Source organism: Streptomyces mayonensis (genome assembly GCF_018982965.1).
In the GTDB taxonomy this organism is placed as follows: domain Bacteria; phylum Actinomycetota; class Actinomycetes; order Streptomycetales; family Streptomycetaceae; genus Streptomyces; species Streptomyces mayonensis.
The window spans coordinates 30,270-48,218 of the sequence record NZ_JACBYP010000061.1; the positions used below are offsets into that span (position 1 = coordinate 30,270).

The following is a 17,949-nucleotide window of genomic DNA, read 5'->3' on the forward strand; positions in this document are numbered from 1 at the left end:
CGGAACCCAGCGGTAACGGTCCGCTCTGCGGTCCGTCGGGGGCGGTAGTTACCGGCTCATGACTCAGTCCCGTTTAGGGTCTCGGTGAAGAATGGGGCTCCGCTTGAATTCGGTGCGTTCGTCCTCGTGAGGGATATAAGCGATGCGGCAAAATGGGCGGTTGGATTCCGATGGCTGACGAGAAGGAACTGCGCGAGTACCTCAAGCGGGCGGTCGCGGACGCGCGGGACGCCCGGCGGCGGTTGCGCGAGGTGGAGGACCGGGCGAGTGAGCCGATCGCGATCGTCGGGATGGCGTGCCGGTTCCCGGGCGGAGTGAGCAGCCCGCAGGAACTGTGGGAGCTGGTGCACCGCGGCCAGGACGCGGTCTCCCCCTTCCCGGCCGACCGGGGCTGGGACGAGGACGTCTACGACCCCGACCCGGACCGCGCGGGCAAGTCCTATGTGCGCGAGGGCGGGTTCCTGGAGGACGCCGCCGGATTCGAGCCGGAGTTCTTCGGGATGTCGCCGCGGGAGGCACTGGCGGCGGACCCGCAGCAGCGGCTGCTCCTCGAGACGGCGTGGGAGGCGATGGAGAACGCTGGTGTCGTGCCGGCCGCGTTGCGCGGCAGCCGCACCGGCGTCTTCGCCGGGCTGATGTACCAGGGGTTCGCCGCGAACGTCCTCGACGACGTCCCCGTCGACGTCCAGGGCTACGTCGCCTCGGGCACGTCCAGCAGCATCGCCGTGGGCCGGGTGTCCTACACGTTCGGGTTCGAGGGACCCGCGGTGGCCGTGGACACGGCCTGCTCCTCCTCCCTGGTGGGGATCCACCTGGCGGCGACGGCGCTGCGGCGCGGCGAGTGCGACCTCGCGCTCGCCGGGGGCGTGACGGTGATGGCCACCCCGACGTCGTTCGTGGAGTTCTCGCGGCAGCGGGCGCTGTCGCCCGACGGACGGTGCAAGTCGTTCTCGGCGGACGCGGACGGCACCGTGTGGGGCGAGGGTGCGGGTCTGGTGCTGCTGGAGCGGTTGTCGGACGCGCGGCGGCTCGGGCACCGGGTGCTGGCGGTGGTACGGGGTTCGGCGGTGAACCAGGACGGTGCGTCCAACGGTCTGACCGCGCCGAACGGTCCGTCGCAGGAGCGGGTGATCCGCGAGGCCCTCGAAAGCGCCGGGCTGTCGTACGCGGACGTGGACGCGGTGGAGGCGCACGGTACGGGGACCCGGCTGGGCGACCCGATCGAGGCGCAGGCGCTGCTGGCGACGTACGGGCAGCAGCGCCCCGCGGGGCGCCCGCTGTACCTGGGCTCGCTGAAGTCCAACATCGGGCACAGCCAGGCCGCCGCGGGAGTGGGCGGTGTGATCAAGATGGTCGAGGCGATGCGGCACGGGGTGCTGCCCCGGACGCTGCACGTGGACACGCCGACGCCGCAGGTCGACTGGGACTCCGGGGCGGTCGAACTGCTCACCGGGAACACGCCCTGGCCGGAGCCCGACGACAGGCCGCGCTGTGCGGGTGTCTCGTCCTTCGGTATCGGCGGCACGAACGCACACGTGATCGTCGAGGAGGCCCCGCGGGAGCAGCCGGTCGGGCCCGGCGAGGCGGCCGAGCCGGTGGAGCCGCTCGCCGCCGCCGGCCTGCCGGTGGTGCCGTGGGTGGTCTCGGGCCGTTCGGCCGAAGGCCTGCGGGGCCAGGCGGCACGGCTGCTGGCTGCCGTGGCGGACGACAAGGGTCCGCACCCGCGCGACGTCGCCTGGACCCTCGTGTCGGAGCGGGCCGTGCTGGACGAGGCCGCGGTCGTGGTCGGCGGTACCCGGGCGGAGCTGGCGCGCGGCCTGCGGGCCCTGGCCGCGGGGTCCGCGGACGGATCGGCGGTGGCCCGGCCGCCGCGGTCGCCCGGCACGGCCGACCTGGCCTTCGTGTTCACGGGGCAGGGGGCGCAGCGGCTCGGTATGGGCCGGGAACTGTACGAGTCGGTGCCCGAGTTCGCCACGGTTTTCGACGAGGTGTGCGGCGCCCTGGACGAGCATCTCGCACAGCCCCTGAAGCAGGTGGTGTTCGCGCAGGAGGGCTCGGAGCAGGCCGGGCTGCTCGACCGCACCGAGTACACGCAGCCGGCGTTGTTCGCGCTGGAGGTGGCGCTGTTCCGGCTCCTCGAACGGTTCGGTGCGGTACCTGAGTTCGTGGCCGGCCACTCGGTGGGCGAGGTGGCGGCGGCCCATGCGGCGGGCGTGCTGTCCCTGGCGGACGCGGCCCGGCTGGTGGCCGCCCGCGGCCGGCTGATGGGCTCGGCGCGCGACGGCGGCGCGATGCTCGCCGTCCAGGCGGACCCGGAGACGGTCGCCGGCGACTTGGCCGGACTGGAGAGCCGGGTGTCACTCGCGGCGGTCAACGGCCCGGACAACGTGGTGGTGTCGGGCGACGCCGAGGCAGTGGAGAACCTCGGGGCCCGCTGGCGTGCGGACGGCAGGCGGGTCCGCCGGCTGCGGGTCAGCCACGCCTTCCACTCGCCGCACATGGACGATGTGCTGGACGAGTTCGAGCAGGTCGTCGGGGAACTGTCGTTCCGGGCGCCGCGGATCGCGCTGGTGTCGACGGTGACCGGGAAGGCACTGACCGAGCAGGAGGCGTGCTCGCCGCGCTACTGGGTGCGGCAACTGCGCGAACCGGTGCGGTTCTTCGATGCGGTGCGTTCCCTGGAGCAGGAGGGCGCCGCCGTCTTCGTCGAGCTCGGTCCGGACGCGGTGCTCAGCGCCCTGGTCTCGGCCGGAGCCGGACGGGACCCCGGCCTGGTGGCACCGGTGCTGCGGGCGGACCGGCCGGAGGCGGAGTCGCTGGCGGCGCTGCTGGGCCTGCTGCACATCCGCGGACGGCGCGTCGAGTGGCCACGGGTGCTGCCGGGCGCGGCGCGGGTGGATCTGCCGACGTACGCCTTCCGGCGGCAGCGGTACTGGCTGGAGGCCGCGTCCGGGCGCGGCGACGCGGCGGGCCTCGGCCTCACCGGCGCCGGGCACCCGCTGCTCGGCGCCTCGGTGGCGGTCGCCGGCCAGGACGAGGTGCTGCTCACGGGACGCGTCTCCCGCCGCACCCATCCCTGGCTCGCCGACCACACCGTGCCGGGCACCGGCGTGCTGCCGGCCTCGGTCTACGTCGAACTCGCCGTCCGCGCGGCCGACGAGACCGGCTGCACCGTGCTGGAGGAACTGTCCCTGGCCGCCCCGCTGGTGCTGCCGGAGACGGGCGGGCTCCGGATCCAGGTCCGGGTCGGAGCACCCGACCCGGAGGGCCGCCGCACCCTCACCGTCCACGCCCGGCCCGAGACGAAGGACCAGGGGCACACCCCCGACGGTCCGTGGAGCGTCGGTGCCACGGGGGTCCTCGCGGTGGACGGGCCCGCCCAGCCCCCCGCCCCGGCCGGAGAACCGGCCGGAGAACCGACCGGAGAACCGACCGGCCGGCGGCACGGCCGCGGGGCTCAGGAGGCCGAGGCGCGCCTGCCCGAGGAACTGCTCACCGAGGCCGTCCGCTACCACCTGCACCCCGCCCTGCTGGAGGCCGCGCTGTCCGCGTCCCCCGCCCCCGCGGCCGGCGGTGCGCAAGGCATCGCGGTGCCGGCCGTCTGGCGCGACATACGGCTGCACGCCGTGGGCGCCGACGCCGTAGCGGTACGGTCGGTCCGCGTCGACGGCGACACCGTCGAGCTGGAACTCCTGGACCCCGCGGGGCGGCCGGTGCTCGGCGTCGGGTCGGTCACCTACCGGGTCGTGCCCGAGGAGGAGTTCGCCGCGGCCGCCGAGCCGTCCGGCGGGGGACTGTCCGCGATCGAATGGGTCCCCCTCTACGCCGCCCCCGACCCCACGGCCCGCTGGGCGGTGGTCGGCGCCGAGGCGGCCGGTCTGCCCGGCGTCCCCCGCTTCGACGACCTCGGCGCGGCCGCGCGGGCCGCCGCGTCGGACGAGGAGGCCTTCCAACTGCTCCTCGTGCCGTGGCCGTCCGCGGGCGACCTGCGTGAGGGAACACGCCGGGCGCTCTCCTTCGTGCGCGAACTGTCGGCGCAGGACGCGCTGCGCGGCACACCGGTCGTGGTGCTCTCCCGCGACGCGGTCGTGACGGGCCGCGACGACGCGACGCGCCTGGACCTGGAGGCGGCGGCCGTCCGCGGGCTGCTGCGCACGGCGGGTGCCGAAGGCGTGGGCCGTATCGTTCTGGCCGACGCGGACACGGACACCCCGCCGCTCGGCCTGCTGGCGTCCGCGGCGCCGGCGGGGGAGCCGGAAGTGGCGGTGCGCGACAGCCGGATCCACGTTCCCCGGCTGCGTCCGGCCCCGGCCGGCGCACCCGCACGGCAGCCGTGGCCCGCGGACGGCACGGTCCTCGTGACCGGCGGCACGGGGACCCTGGGCGCCGTACTGGCCCGCCACCTGGTCGCCGAGCACGGGGTCAGGAACCTGCTGCTGCTCGGCCGCCGGGGAGCCGAGGCCCCGGGAGCCCGGGAACTCGTCACCGAGCTGGGCGAATCCGGCGCCCACGTGACGCTGGCCGCGTGCGACGCGGCGGACCGTGAGGACCTGGCAGCGGTGCTGACCGCGATACCCGAGGACCGCCCGCTGACGGCGGTGGTGCACGCGGCCGGGGTGACGGAGGACGGCCTGCTGACCGCCATGACACCGCAACAACTCGACCGCGTCCTGCGGCCGAAGGCCGTCGCGGCCCACCATCTGCACGAACTCACCCGGCACCTCGACCTCACGGCCTTCGTGCTCTGCTCCTCCCCGGCCGGCACCTTCGGCGGTCCCGGCCGGGCGAACACCGCGGCGGCCGACGCCTACGTCGAAGGCCTGGCCCGCCACCGCAGGGCGCTCGGGCTGCCCGCCACCGCCGTGGCCTGGGCACCGTGGGAACTCGACGGCGCGGCGCGGCGCCCCGGTCTCGACCTGCTCGGACCGGTCACCGCGGACCGGGGCCGCACCCTCTTCGACCGGGCGGTCGCCCTCCCCGCGGACGGCGCCGGCGCCGCAGCGGTGATCGCGGGCACCGTGGACCGGGCCGCACTGCGCGCCCACGACGCCGTGCCGCCCGCCCTGCGCGACCTCGTCGGGGGCCCGGCGCGGCGCACCGCGCACAGCGCGGCCGAAGCGGGCGCCGCCACGCTCGCCGACCGGATCGAGGGCCTGGACGAGGAGGAACGCGAGACGTTCGTCCTGAACCTGGTGCGGGAGGAGGCAGCCGCGGTGACGGGCCGGCCGGACCTCCACGCGATCGAGGCGGACCAGGCGTTCCAGGAGAGGGGATTCGACTCGCTGGCAGCCGTGCAGCTGCGCAACCGTCTCACGGCCGCGACCGGACTCGGCCTTCCGGCCACCCTGATCTTCGACCACCCGACCCCGCGCGACGTCGCCGGCCACGTGCTCGCACGGCTGGCTCCGGCCGGGACCGACGTGTCCGCGCTGGTCCTGTCCGAGCTGGACCGCGTCGACGCCCTGCTCGCGGCGGTCGCCGAGGACGAGCGGCACCGGCAGATGGTCCGGCGCCGCCTCCAGAGCATGGCCTCCAGGCTCGGCGCCCCGGCAGCGGGCACCGCCCACGAGGACGAGCCGGCCCCGGCGGCCCGGATCGAGTCCGCGTCGGTGGACGAGCTGTTCGCCCTCATCGACACGGAACTCTCCGGCCCGCCGACCGACCACCAGACTTCCTGAAAGGGATACCGAGTCGATGTCCAAAGACAACAAGTCCCCTGAAGACAAGTCTCATGAAGACAAGCTTGTCGACTACCTGAAGCGGGTCACGTCCGACCTCCAGGACGCCCGCAGGCGGCTGGCCGAGCGGGAGGCGGCCGACGAGGAGCCCGTCGCGATCGTGGGCATGGCCTGCCGCTACCCGGGCGGTGTCGCCTCGCCGGCCGACCTCTGGGACCTCGTCGACCAGGGAAGGGACGCGGTCACCGAACTCCCCCGGGACCGCGGCTGGGACATCGAGAGGATCAAGGAGAAGAGCTACTCGGTCGAGGCGGGCTTCGTGCACGACGCCCCGTTGTTCGACGCCGGGTTCTTCGGCATCTCCCCGCGGGAGGCCGTGGCGATGGACCCGCAGCAGCGGCTGCTGCTGGAGGTCTCCTGGGAGCTGTTCGAGCACGCGGGCCTGGACGTCACCACGTTCAAGGGCAGCCGGACCGGTGTCTTCGTGGGCATCGTCGAGGAGAGCTACCTCGGGCTCAACGCCCCCGAGGACTTCGAGGGCTACCTCATGACCAGCAAGCTCAGCAGCGTGGCCTCCGGCCGCATCTCCTACACCTACGGCTTCGAAGGGCCCGCCGTCTCGCTCGACACGGCCTGCTCCTCGTCCCTCGTCGCGATGCACTCCGCGATCCGGTCGCTGCGGGCGGGCGAATCCACCCTGGCCGTCGCCGGGGGCGTGACGGTGAGCTGCGACACGAGCGGCCTGATCGACTTCGCCCGGCAGCGCGGTCTCGCCGCCGACGGACGGTGCAAGTCGTTCGCGGCCGCGGCCGACGGCACCGCCTGGTCCGAGGGTGCGGGTCTGGTGCTGCTGGAGCGGTTGTCGGACGCGCGGCGGCTGGGGCACCGGGTGCTGGCGGTGGTGCGGGGTTCGGCGGTGAACCAGGACGGTGCGTCGAACGGTCTGACGGCGCCGAACGGTCCGTCGCAGGAGCGGGTGATCCGGGAGGCGCTGGGAAGTGCGGGGCTGTCGTACGCGGACGTGGACGCGGTGGAGGCGCACGGTACGGGGACCCGGCTGGGCGACCCGATCGAGGCGCAGGCGCTGCTGGCGACGTACGGGCAGCAGCGCCGTGCGGGGCGTCCGCTGTACCTGGGCTCGCTGAAGTCGAACATCGGGCACAGCGTCGCCGCCGCGGGAGTGGGCGGTGTGATCAAGATGGTCGAGGCGATGCGGCACGGGGTGCTGCCCCGGACGCTGCACGTGGACGCCCCGACGCCGCAGGTCGACTGGGACTCCGGGGCGGTCGAACTGCTCACCGGGCCCAGGCCCTGGCCCGAGACCGGGGCGCCGCGCCGGGCCGCCGTCTCCTCGTTCGGCGTGAGCGGAACGAACGCACACGTCGTGCTGGAGGAAGTACCCGAGGGAGCGCGCGAGACCCGGGAGACCCAGGAGCCCGCTGCCGGCCCCGGGCCGCAGACCGCCGCCGCCGGCTCCCCGGTGGTGCCGTGGGTCCTTTCGGGGCGTTCGGCCGAAGGCCTGCGGGGCCAGGCGGCACGGCTGCTGGCGGCCGTGGCGGACGACGCGGGCCCGCAGCCGCGCGACGTCGCCTGGTCGCTGGTGTCGAGCCGCGCGGTCCTCGAGGACCGCGCCGTCGTCACCGGCGCCTCCCGCGACGAACTGCTCGACGGCCTGGGCGCGTTGGCCCGCGGCGAGTCCGCGCCGGGCGTCGTGAAGGGCACCGCGTCCGCCGCCGCGGGCCGTGCCGTCTTCGTCCTGCCGGGCCAGGGCACCCAGTGGGCGGGCATGGCGGTGGAACTGCTCGACTCGGCACCGGTGTTCGCCGAGCAGATGGACGCCTGCGGCCGTGCGCTCGCCGAGTTCGTGGACTGGGACCTGGCGGACGTGCTCCGCCGGACGCCGGGCGCGCCGACGCTGGAACGCGTCGACGTGGTGCAGCCGGTGTCCTGGGCGGTGATGGTGTCGCTGGCCCGGCTGTGGCGCTCCTACGGCGTGGAACCGGCGGCGGTGGTGGGCCACTCGCAGGGCGAGATCGCGGCCGCCTGCGTGGCCGGCGCGCTCTCCCTGGCGGACGGCGCCCGCGTCGTGGCGCTGCGGTCGCAGGCCATCGCGGACGGCCTGGCCGGCCAGGGCGGGATGGTGTCGGTGGCGCAGGCGCCGGCGGACGTCGAGACCCGGCTGGCACGGTACGCCGGCCGGCTGGAGGTCGCCGCGCTGAACGGCCCCACGTCCGTCGTGGTGGCGGGCGACCCGGACGCACTGGACGAACTCCTCGCGGAGTGCGCGGCCGAGGAGGTACGGGCCCGGCGGATCGCGGTCGACTACGCCTCGCACACCCGGCACGTGGAGCGCATCGAGGACGAACTGGCCCGGGCGCTCGCCGACGTGCGGCCCGGGACGTCCGACGTGCCGCTCTTCTCGACGGCGACCGGGACCTGGCTGGACACCTCCACGATGGACGCCGGGTACTGGTACCGGAACCTGCGCCGGACGGTGCGCTTCCAGCCCGCCGTCGAGGCGCTGGCCGCCGAGGGCTTCGGTACGTTCATCGAGGTCAGTGCCCACCCGGTGCTGTCCACGAGCGTCCAGCAGACGCTGGAGGACGTCACCCGGCCCGAGGTCCCGGTGGTGGTGGCGGGGACCCTGCGCCGGGACGAGGGCGGGCTCGGCCGTTTCCTGACCTCGCTGGCCGAGGTGTGGGTGCAGGGCGTGGCCGTCGACTGGACCGGCGCCCTCGCCGGTACGGGCGCCCGCCGGGTGGACCTGCCGACCTACGCCTTCCAGCGCAAGCGGTACTGGCTCGACGAGCAGGCTCTGACCGGGGACGCGGCGAGTCTCGGGCTCGCCGGCGCCGGGCACGCGCTGCTGGGCGCGGCGGTGCCGGTCGCGGACGGGGACGAAGTCCTGCTGACCGGGCGGATGTCCCGGCTCACCCACCCCTGGCTGGCCGGCCGCACCGTCCTCGGTTCCGACGTCGTACCGTCCTCGGTCTTCGTCGAACTCGCCGTCCGTGCGGGCGACGAGACGGGCTGCACGCTGCTGGAGGAGCTCACCCTCACCACCCCGCTGGTGCTGCCCGAGACGGGCGGGCTCCAGGTCCAGGTCCGCGTCGGCGCCCGCGACGACACCGGCCGCCGCACCGTCACGGTGTCGGCGCGCACGGACGCCGTCGACACGCTCTGGACGGTGCACGCGTCGGGACTCCTGGGCACCGCCCCGTCGGACGAGGAGACGGGCATCCCGGAATGGCCGCCGGCCGGTGCCGAGGAGATCGCCCCGGGCGACGGGACCGCGGACGCGGCCGGATCCGGCACCGGGCACGGCCCGGCGGCCGGGGACCGCACCCCGCTCTGGCGCCTGGGCGACAGCCTGTTCGCTGAGGTGAGCCTGCCCGAGCAACTGCAGGGCGCCTGCGCCTACTTCGGACTGCACCCGGCGCTGCTGGACATGGCCGCCGGGATCGGAGGGCCGGCCGGGGAGCCGACCGGGGCCTCCGCACCGCTCGCCGACTGGCGGGGAGTGCGCCTGCACGCCACCGGAGCCGCGGCCCTGCGCGTGCGCCTCGACCGGGTCGCGGACGGCTTCGCCCTGCTGGTGGCGGACCGCGCCGGGCGTCCCGTCCTCAGCGCGGAGCGGGTCGTGCCGCGTGCGGTGACCGCGCGGACGCTCGGCACGGCGCTCAAGCAGGGCTACGACGCGCTGTTCCAGACGGTCTGGAACCCGCTGCCCGGCACGCCGGACGACACGAGCGCCCCGCGCTGGGACGTCCTCGGTGACGGCACGGACCTCACCGTGCCCGGCGCCCGGCGCTTCGACGACGTACGGGCGGCCGCGAGTGCCGCCGGACCGGTGGACGCCGTACTCCTCGACCTCACCGGATCCCGGCGTCCCACGTCCGGAGCGGACGTCCCCGGCTCGGTACGCGCGGCGACGCACCGGATGCTGGCGCTCCTGCAGGAGTGGCTGGCCGAGGAACGGCTCGCCGACGCACGGCTCGTCGTGGTGACCCGGGGCGCGATGAGCCCCCGGGGAGAGGGCGCGGCGGATCCCGGGGCCGCCGCGCTGTGGGGGCTGCTGCGCTCGGCACAGTCGGAGGCGCCCGACCGGATCGTGCTGGTCGACGTCGACGCCGACCCCCGTTCGGCGGCCGCACTGCCGAGGGCCGTGGCGTCGCGGCAGCCCCAGACGGCGGTCCGTGAGGGCGTGGTCCTCGTTCCCGGGCTGCGTCGCGTCGCACCGCCCGCCACCACGGACACGGGGCCCGACCGCAACCGCTGGCGGCCCGACGGCACGGTCCTGATCACCGGTGGTACCGGGTCCCTGGGTGCCCTGTTCGCCCGCCGGCTGGTCGTCGAGCACGGGGTGGCGCGGCTGCTGCTGGTCAGCCGCCGCGGACCCGACGCCCCCGGGGCCCAGGAGTTGCAGCGGGAACTGACCGCCCTCGGCGCCGAGGTGGAGATCGCCGCGTGCGACATCGCCGACCGCCAGGCCCTGGCGGACCTGCTGGCCGGTGTGCCCGCCGACCGTCCGCTGACCGGGGTCCTGCACACGGCCGGTGTCCTGGACGACGGACTGCTGCCGGACCAGACGCCCGAGCGGCTCGACAAGGTCATGCGTCCCAAGGTCGACGCGGCCTGGCACCTGCACGAGCTGACCCGCGACCTCGGCCTGACGGCGTTCGTCCTCTTCTCCTCCGTCGCCGGCGTGATCGGCGGCGCCGGACAGGCCAACTACGCGGCCGCCAACGTGTTCCTCGACGCCCTGGCCGAGCACCGCGCCGCCGCGGGACTCGCCGCCACGTCCGTGGCCTGGGGCGTGTGGACCCAGGACAGCGGCATGACCGGCCACCTGGACGAGGCGGACCTCAACCGCATCGCCCGGGGCGGCTTCCGCCCCGTCGGGCAGGAGCAGGGCCGGGCCATGCTCGACACCGCGCTGCGGCTGGGGACGCCCGCCCTGGTGGGCATGCCGCTCGACGCGACAACCCTGCGCGAACGGCCCTCGCAGGTACCGGCCGTGCTGCGGGGACTGCTGCGCACACCGGTGCGCCGCACGGCCCAGAACGTGGACAACGGCTTCGACACGCTGCTCGGGCGGCTGACCGGAATCGACGAGAAGGAACAGCTGCGCCGGGTGCTCGACCTGGTCCTGGCCGAGACCGCCACGGTGCTCGGTCACACGAGCACCGACGGCGTCCGGCCGACGCAGCGGTTCACGGAGCTGGGCTTCGACTCCCTCACCTCCGTGGAGCTGCGCAACCAGCTGATCGCCACCACCGGCTGCCGGCTCCCGGCCACGGTGGTCTTCGACCGGCCCACACCGACCGAACTCGCGGGCTTCCTGCGGACCGCCCTGCTGGAGCGGCTCGGGGAGCAGGTCTCCGACTCCCGCGACGCGGTGGACTTCGCGGCCGAGATCGACCTGCCCGCCGACATCGTCCCCGCGCCGGAGGTGTCGTACGAGGTCACAGAGCCGGACGAGGTGTTGCTCACGGGCGCCACCGGCTTCCTCGGCGCCTTCCTGCTCCGCGACCTGATGCGTGCGGGACGCGGCAGGGTGCACTGCCTCGTGCGCGGCGCCGACGAGGAGGCGGCGTGGGCGCGGCTGCGGGCGGGCCTCGAGTGGTACCAGGTGTGGGACGAGATCGACCCCGACCGCCTGCAGGTGGTCGTCGGTGATCTCGCCGCGCCGCGACTGGGCCTCGACGAGGAGGACTTCGACACCCTGGCGAGGCGCGTGGACGCCGTCTACCACGCCGGTGCGACCGTCAACTGGCTCTACCCGTACGTCGAGTTGAAGGCGCCCAACGTGTCCGGCACCGTCGAGGTGCTGCGGCTGGCGGCACGCCACCGCTCGGTGCCCGTCCACTATGTGTCGACCACGGGCGTCTTCGCCGGCGGCGAGCCGGGCGGCGCGCCCCGCAGGCCGGAGGATCCGACCGCGCCCGTCGAGTCGCAGCCCACCGGCTACGTGCAGAGCAAGTGGGTGGCGGAGCGGATCGTGGGCCTCGCCGCGGAGCGGGGGCTGCCGGTCACCGTCCACCGGGCGGACGTCATCTCGGGCGACCGGGCCCGAGGCGCCTGCCAGACCAGTGACTTCGTGTGGCTCAGCCTCAAGGGCCTGGTGCAGGCCGGCGCCGCGCCCGAAGGGCTCGGCGGGAGCGTCCACTTCGTGCCGGTCGACTACGTGAGCGCGGCGATCGTGGCCCTGTCCGGGAAGAAGGAGGCGGTCGGACAGACCTTCCACCTCTTCAACCAGAGCGGGGTGACCTTCCGGGACTGCGTGGAGCACCTGCGGGCGTACGGTTACGCGATCGACGAGGTGGCCCACGACGTGTGGCGCGGCCGCGTGCACGCGGACCGGGACAACGCCATGCTGCCGCTCTTCGAGGCCTTCGAGGCGATCGCCCTGACCGCCGAGGACGCCGGGGCGGGCATCGACACCGCCTCCACGGAGGCGGCCCTGGTCGGTACCGGCGTCGAGTGCCCCCCGTTCACGGAGGAACTCTTCCGGAAGTACGTCGACTTCTTCGTCGGTGCCGGCCACTTCCCGGCGCCCGGGCAGCGTTGAGTCACGGCGGCGGCCCGGGCGGGTCCGGCCGGGCCGCCGCTACGACGCCTGCGGTGCCTCGTACTCCACGTTGTGCATGTCGCACAGGTCCTTGAGGCACTCCTCGAAAACCGGTTCCAGGTCCGAGTAGGCGAAGTCCAGTTGGCGGAGGACTTCCATGCACAGCAGCCCGTAGAGCCTGACCCAGCTCGTCAGGAACTGGTGCAGTGCCTCGGGCGGCAGTGAACTGTCGGTCCGGGCCGCGTACTCCAGGACCTGCTTCTGCAAGGACGGACTCATGTCCTCGAACGGCCGGGCCGGGACGGGGTGCCTCTCCCAGATGTCCACGAACTGGTCGAGGAAGACCTTCTCGAACTGCTGCCCGGCGCGCATCCGCAGCGACTCGGCGCTCGGGCGGTTCTCCGCGTCGACCGGACTGGCGAACATCCAGCTGAACTCGCAGGGGTGGGTGACCGTCCAGCTTCGCATCGCGCGACAGGTGGCGGTCAGCCGTCTCCCGAGCCGGTCCGGCGGACAGGCGTCCCGTGCTGCCTGCATGGCCGTCGTCAACTCCTGGTAGAAGTCCGCGATCACCGCTTCCACCAGCGCGTCGTGGCTGGAGTAGTAGCGGTACACGGCGGGCCCGCTCATGCCCATCTCGCGGGCCACGGCGTTGACCGTCACGCCCGTGGGCCCGTGCTCGCGCAGGAGCCGGCGGGCCGTACTGCGGATCTCCAGCAGGGTGGCTTGCCTGCGCTTCTGCACGCGGCTGCTCGACGTCCGCTGCTGCATCTTCTCTCCTCGCTTCCAGTCATTGACATAGTAGGTGATCTATGGTTTGTTAGTGGTCGTAATCTAAGTCACTCTGTCAAACATTAATGAGCAAGTGACGCATAGTCCACAGTCGCGGTGCGAAAAGGCCGGATGCAGGTGTGAGCGGCTGAAGCGCCGCGCCCGGGAGGAGCCCCCATGTCGGACGGTACGGTGAAGCCCGCGCGGCGCCCGTCACTCAATCCCCTTGAACACATCTTCGCCAAGCAGCGACTGGAGGGAGTGGTCACGGAGACGGGCTCGGTGACCCCGACGATGAAGCGCATCAGGATCGCCGCCGACGGCCTGGGCGGAACGACCGTCCCGCCGGGCCGGCATCTGCGGATCCAGATCAACGACCCCTTGTCGCTGTACGGAATCCTGCGCCCGGGGGAGACCCTCCGCACCTACTCGGTCTGGGACCAGTCGGACGACGGCCGAGAGGTCGAGATCCGGGCGCATGTCTACGACGGCGAGGGTATCGGACTGCGCTGGATCCGTGATGTGCAGATCGGTCAGGAGGTCTCGTTCTGGGGGCCGCTGGGCGACTTCGACCTCAGGCCGGACGCGCCGTACCACGTGTTCGTCGGCGAGGAGACCGCGTCCGCCGCGTTCGGCCCCATGATCAGGGCCCTCGGCCCCGAGGCGCGGGTGTACGGGGTGCTGGAGAGCGAGTCCCCCGAGGACGAGGTGCCCGTGCCCGGGCCGCACGTCCTGCACCGCACCCACCGCGAAGGTGCTTCCCCCGTCTCGTCGAAGGTGCTGGTCGACGCGGTGTCGGACCTGGACCTCCCGGAAGGGCCCGGCATGGCCTACGTCGCGGGCGAGGCGCGTACGTGCCAGGCGGTCCGGGACCATCTCGTCCACGTACGCAAGTGGCCCCGCACGCAGATCAAGGTCAAGCCGTTCTGGACGCCCGGGAAGAAGGGGCTGCACCACTGAGCCAGGGGGCCGGGTCCCGTCGACGGTCCCCGGCCCCCTGGCAGCCTGGCCCCCGGCCCTTCTGGTCGTGCGCGGCAGAGGGGATCAGGGAGTGCAGTCGGCCAGGCCGGGAAGCGGCCGGTTCGCGGGTATGACCGGGAGGTTCCTCGGCGCCCGGCGGGACGTGGCCGGCGGATCGATGGAGATGGTCGTGAAGTGCGGCGTCCCACCGCCCCAGCCCGGGCGCCGCTCGTAGAGCTGGGGGCGTGCCGTGGCCACGACGAACAGCGGTATCTGCGTGAGCTCGTTGTTCATCCTGCCGACGAAGTCCAGGAGGGCGTTGTCCGCCTCGTGCAGATCGTCGACGAACATGATCAGAGGGCATTCCCGCGCGATGCCGTCCAGCGGGTTCCGGCCGGACTTCAGTGACTGGGTCAGGTCCAGCTCCAGAGTCTCGTTCCCGTACGGGTCGAAGAGCGGACTCTTCCGCAGCTGGAAGGGGCGGGCTCCGCGCGTCCGGCACCAGTCCCGGTCCTGGCCGGAGGGCGCCAGGAACCACGTGGCGGTCGGCTGCCCCATGGAGCGCCGCTCGAACTCCTTGAGGAGCCTGCTCTTTCCGATGCCGGGCTGCCCGACGATCGTGACCACGTGGGGGGTCTCGCGGTGCCGGACGCGCTCCAGCATGCCGCGCAGGACGTCGAGTTCGATCTCCCTGTCCACCATGGCCGCCGCGGACACCGGCTGCACGGTGCGTGCGGGCGGCCGGTTCGCCTTCCACGCCTGTGGTGAGTCACCGACGGAGGTGAAGGAATGTTCCGACGCGGTCAGCTGCCGGGTGTTCCCGCAGACCCAGACCTCCCCCGCGGAAGCCTGGGACAGCAGCGACTGGCACTCGTCGAGCAGTGTTCCGTCGGCCGATCGGACCGTGCCGGAACCGTCGTTCTCGTAGCGCAGCAGCGCTTCCCCCGTGGACACCGCCGCGTGCACCGTCGACTCCCCGGCGCGCCGGGCGGAGCGGTCGAGGGGGGTGATCGTGGGAGCGGTGTGGAACTCGTCCCGGACGGCCAGGGCGGCCCGCACGGCCCGCTCGGCGTGGCCGTCGCCCTCGTGCCCGGAGTCGAAGACGGCGAGTTGCGTGGACCCTATGGAGCTGATCACCGATCCGCCCAGTTCCCCCACCAGGTCCCGGATGCCGTCGGTCAGACGGTCGTGCAGTTCGTCGGTGCCCTTCGTCCGGTCGCCCGCGGACGACCTCAGCCCGGTCTTGACCAACAGCACGCTGACCGGGCGGCGCGTGCTCGCCGAGGCGGTTCGCTGGGTGGGCACCCGTACGTGTGCGGCCGGGGCGGACGTGTCGGGGGAGCGGTGGTCTCCGTGGTGTTCCGGGTGCTCGTGCACCGGGTTCTCGTGCGGCCTCGAAGGCTCCGGGGCGGCGGCCGGCCAGGTCTGCTGCGCGGACTGCGTCGGCGTGTGTTCCTCCGACGGTCCGGAGCTCGCCCGCACGAGTTCCGGCGCCGGTGACGGGGGCTCGGGCGGTGACAGCGTGGCGTCCTGGGTCAGTATCGCCTGCTGCAGGGACTGCAACTCGCGTCGCGGCTCCAGGCCGAGATCCTCGATCAGGGACGCGCGGACCCGGGTGTAGACGTTCAGGGCGTCGGCCTGCCGCCCGCACCGGTACAGAGCCAGCATCAACTGTCCGCACAGCCGCTCCCGCAGGGGCTGTGCCTCGACCATCGACTCGAGTGCCGCCAGCGCGGACTGGTGCCGTCCGCAGCGCAGTTCGGCCTCGAAGTAGTCCTCCATCGCGCCGAGCCGGGCGCTTTCCGCGGCGTCCAGCTCCGGCCAGTTGATCCCGCTCTCGACCAGGTCGGACAGGGCCTGACCGTGCCACAGCGACAGGGCGTCGCGCAGTACGACCGCGGCCTGCGCGGGGGAGCCGGACTCCAGGGCGGCCCGCCCCTCCTGTATGCGGCGGTGGAAGAGATGCAGGTCGACCTGGTCGCGGTCCACCTGCATGACGTATCCGGGAGCCTTCGTGAGGAGGAGACCGCTGTGGCGGTCGGTGCCGCCGGCCGCGAGGGATCCGCGGAGGCCCCATACCGCGTTCTGGAGGATCTTGCGGGCCGTCGTCGGCGGTGTGCCGTCGGGCCACAGTGCGCCGAGGAGTTCCCGGGTCGGGACCACACGGTTGGCGTTCAGGAGCAGATACCCCAGTGTGGCACGCTGTTTGGTGCCGCTCAGTGTGATGGGTCGGCTGCCGTCGAGGACTTCCAATGGCCCGAGTATTCGAAACCACATGACTGCTCCTCAATTGACTGAATCCGGGTCAGCAGATTGGTGTCTCAGTTGAGCATTCAATTTTCTGGACGCCGCGGCGGGTGCAGGCCGAATGTGGGCGCCCAGCGTGCCCGGGGTGTCCGGGTCGAGGGGTCATGCCGGGTCGGAGGTGTCCGAACTCGCGACAGGTGGTGCCGGTGGAGGGCCAATGGGCGGAAGTGCGGATTCCGCCAGGTGCTCCCCGGGCGCTCCCGGCGCCGGCGGCGGGAGGGGCGGCTGCAGACCGCCGACGGGTGATGCTGGAACGGCTGATGTGCAGGCCTGGTGCAACGCGTTGTCTCCCCGTGTGTGTCACCCGCCGACGTCGAAGGCGCGAGCGGACCCCGTGTGTGACGGTTGCCGGCCCTCCGGCGGTCAGTCCGGGTGGCTTGGCAGTGTCACCCTAACCATCGTGATGCCCTAAAACAAGTGTTACTGACAATGCCGACGGGCGTTGTCGGGCACCGCTCGGGGCTCCTTCCCGAACAGCCGTTCAGGCCGCCCGGCGTCACTGCCGGCGGCCGCGCTCATTGTTCCCTCTCCGTCGAGCCTTTCCATGGCAACTACCGTGTCCACAAGGGGCATTCGAGGTGTCCAGACCCGATGTCGAGTGATCGGGCCGGTGTAGCCTCCGAGGAGTCAGGCCGCGTTCACCCCGGGGCTCCCATGAGTGCACATGGGCACGGGGAGTCGGGCGAACAGCGGCGATCCAGGGGCCGTCCCGGTGCGTACGGAGCGCCGAGGCCTCGGCGTGCCGCCCGGGCTCGTCCCCTGTCGTCACCCCCCTCAACAACAGGAGCAGTCATGACGTCCACTGACTCGAAGAGCGTCGTCCTCGCCTACCTCAAGGCCATCGACGAGAGGGACGCGGAGGCCATTCGGGCGACCCTCTGGGAGGACGCCGAGTTCCGCATCCCCGGTGAGCACGCGCTCGCCGGGAGCTGGGTCGGTCTCGACGAGATCCTCAACAAGTTCATGCTGCCGCTGATGGACCTGTTCTCCACGGACGTTCCCTACACCATCGAGACCTCGCAGATCGTGGCCGAGGGAGACACGGTCGTGCTCGACTGCGTGGCCCGTGCCGCGTCCCGCTCCGGCCGGCCCTACGAGGCCAACATCGTCTCGGTGTTCACCCTCCAGGACGGGCGGATCAAGGCCATGCGTGAGTTCTTCGACACGCAGTACTTCGTGCGGACGCTGTTCGGCGACAACTGAACAGGGCAGCAGGGAGGGCGAGTTACCACCGTGTGAGCGCGCCCTCCTAGCCTCGGACAGCACACCACGCGGCACGTCGCGCCCTCGGGACCCGTCGGGCGGGCGTGCCGCACACTTCGGGCGGTCGTCACGGTGTCACCTCCACCCATTGAGGCGGACGCCGCCACGGCCGTTCCCCGGCCGAGAGGCGACTGTTGGACGTGACCCGGAACCAGGTCTCCGAGCTGCACGGGATCCGTGCGCAGGCGCTGGCGGGACCGAGTGAGAAGGCGACGGCGGCGCAGCACGCCAAGGGGAAGCTGACGGCTCGTGAGCGTATCGAGCTGCTGCTGGACCCGGATTCGTTCCGGGAGGTGGAGCAGTTGCGGCGGCACCGGGCGATGGGGTTCGGTCTGGAGGCGAAGAGGCCGTACACGGACGGTGTGGTCACGGGGTGGGGGACGGTGGAGGGCCGTACGG

At 73.1% G+C, this 17,949-nt stretch carries 6 protein-coding genes and 1 pseudogene; 5 read left to right on the forward strand and 2 right to left on the reverse strand.

Annotated features, from left to right (window positions below; all coding sequences use genetic code 11):
• Nucleotides 1-179: 179 nt before the first annotated feature.
• Both HZS56_RS22240 and HZS56_RS22245 read left to right on the forward strand, forming a co-directional pair.
• Nucleotides 180-5,678: pseudogene (locus HZS56_RS22240) on the forward strand (type I polyketide synthase); the annotation flags it as partial.
• Between the two features lie 16 nt (nucleotides 5,679-5,694).
• Nucleotides 5,695-12,249 carry a type I polyketide synthase gene (locus HZS56_RS22245; RefSeq protein ID WP_216722528.1) on the forward strand — a complete coding sequence of 2,185 codons (6,555 nt, stop codon included), beginning with the start codon at nucleotides 5,695-5,697 and terminating at the stop codon, nucleotides 12,247-12,249.
• 39 nt (nucleotides 12,250-12,288) lie between these two features.
• Here HZS56_RS22245 and HZS56_RS22250 read toward each other — a convergent pair whose 3' ends face one another.
• Entirely contained in the window at nucleotides 12,289-13,020 is a 732-nt protein-coding gene (locus tag HZS56_RS22250; protein ID WP_216722529.1) for a TetR/AcrR family transcriptional regulator, read from the reverse strand.
• 177 nt (nucleotides 13,021-13,197) lie between these two features.
• On the opposite strand from HZS56_RS22250, the gene HZS56_RS22255 reads away from it, so the two are divergent.
• Nucleotides 13,198-13,980 (forward strand): siderophore-interacting protein, encoded by a 783-nt coding sequence (locus tag HZS56_RS22255; protein WP_216722530.1) that lies wholly within the window; start codon nucleotides 13,198-13,200, stop codon nucleotides 13,978-13,980.
• A gap of 84 nt (nucleotides 13,981-14,064) precedes the next feature.
• Here HZS56_RS22255 and HZS56_RS22260 read toward each other — a convergent pair whose 3' ends face one another.
• Nucleotides 14,065-16,257 carry an ATP-binding protein gene (locus HZS56_RS22260; RefSeq protein ID WP_216722531.1) on the reverse strand — a complete coding sequence of 731 codons (2,193 nt, stop codon included), beginning with the start codon at nucleotides 16,255-16,257 and terminating at the stop codon, nucleotides 14,065-14,067.
• Between the two features lie 822 nt (nucleotides 16,258-17,079).
• Between HZS56_RS22260 and HZS56_RS22265 the strand changes: the two genes are divergently transcribed.
• Both HZS56_RS22265 and HZS56_RS22270 read left to right on the forward strand, forming a co-directional pair.
• Nucleotides 17,080-17,490: a nuclear transport factor 2 family protein gene (locus HZS56_RS22265; protein ID WP_216722532.1), complete on the forward strand. Its 411-nt coding sequence runs from the start codon at nucleotides 17,080-17,082 to the stop codon at nucleotides 17,488-17,490.
• A 200-nt stretch (nucleotides 17,491-17,690) separates the two neighbouring features.
• Nucleotides 17,691-17,949 (forward strand): carboxyl transferase domain-containing protein (locus HZS56_RS22270; RefSeq protein WP_308408132.1); only part of this gene is annotated, 259 nt, incomplete at its 3' end.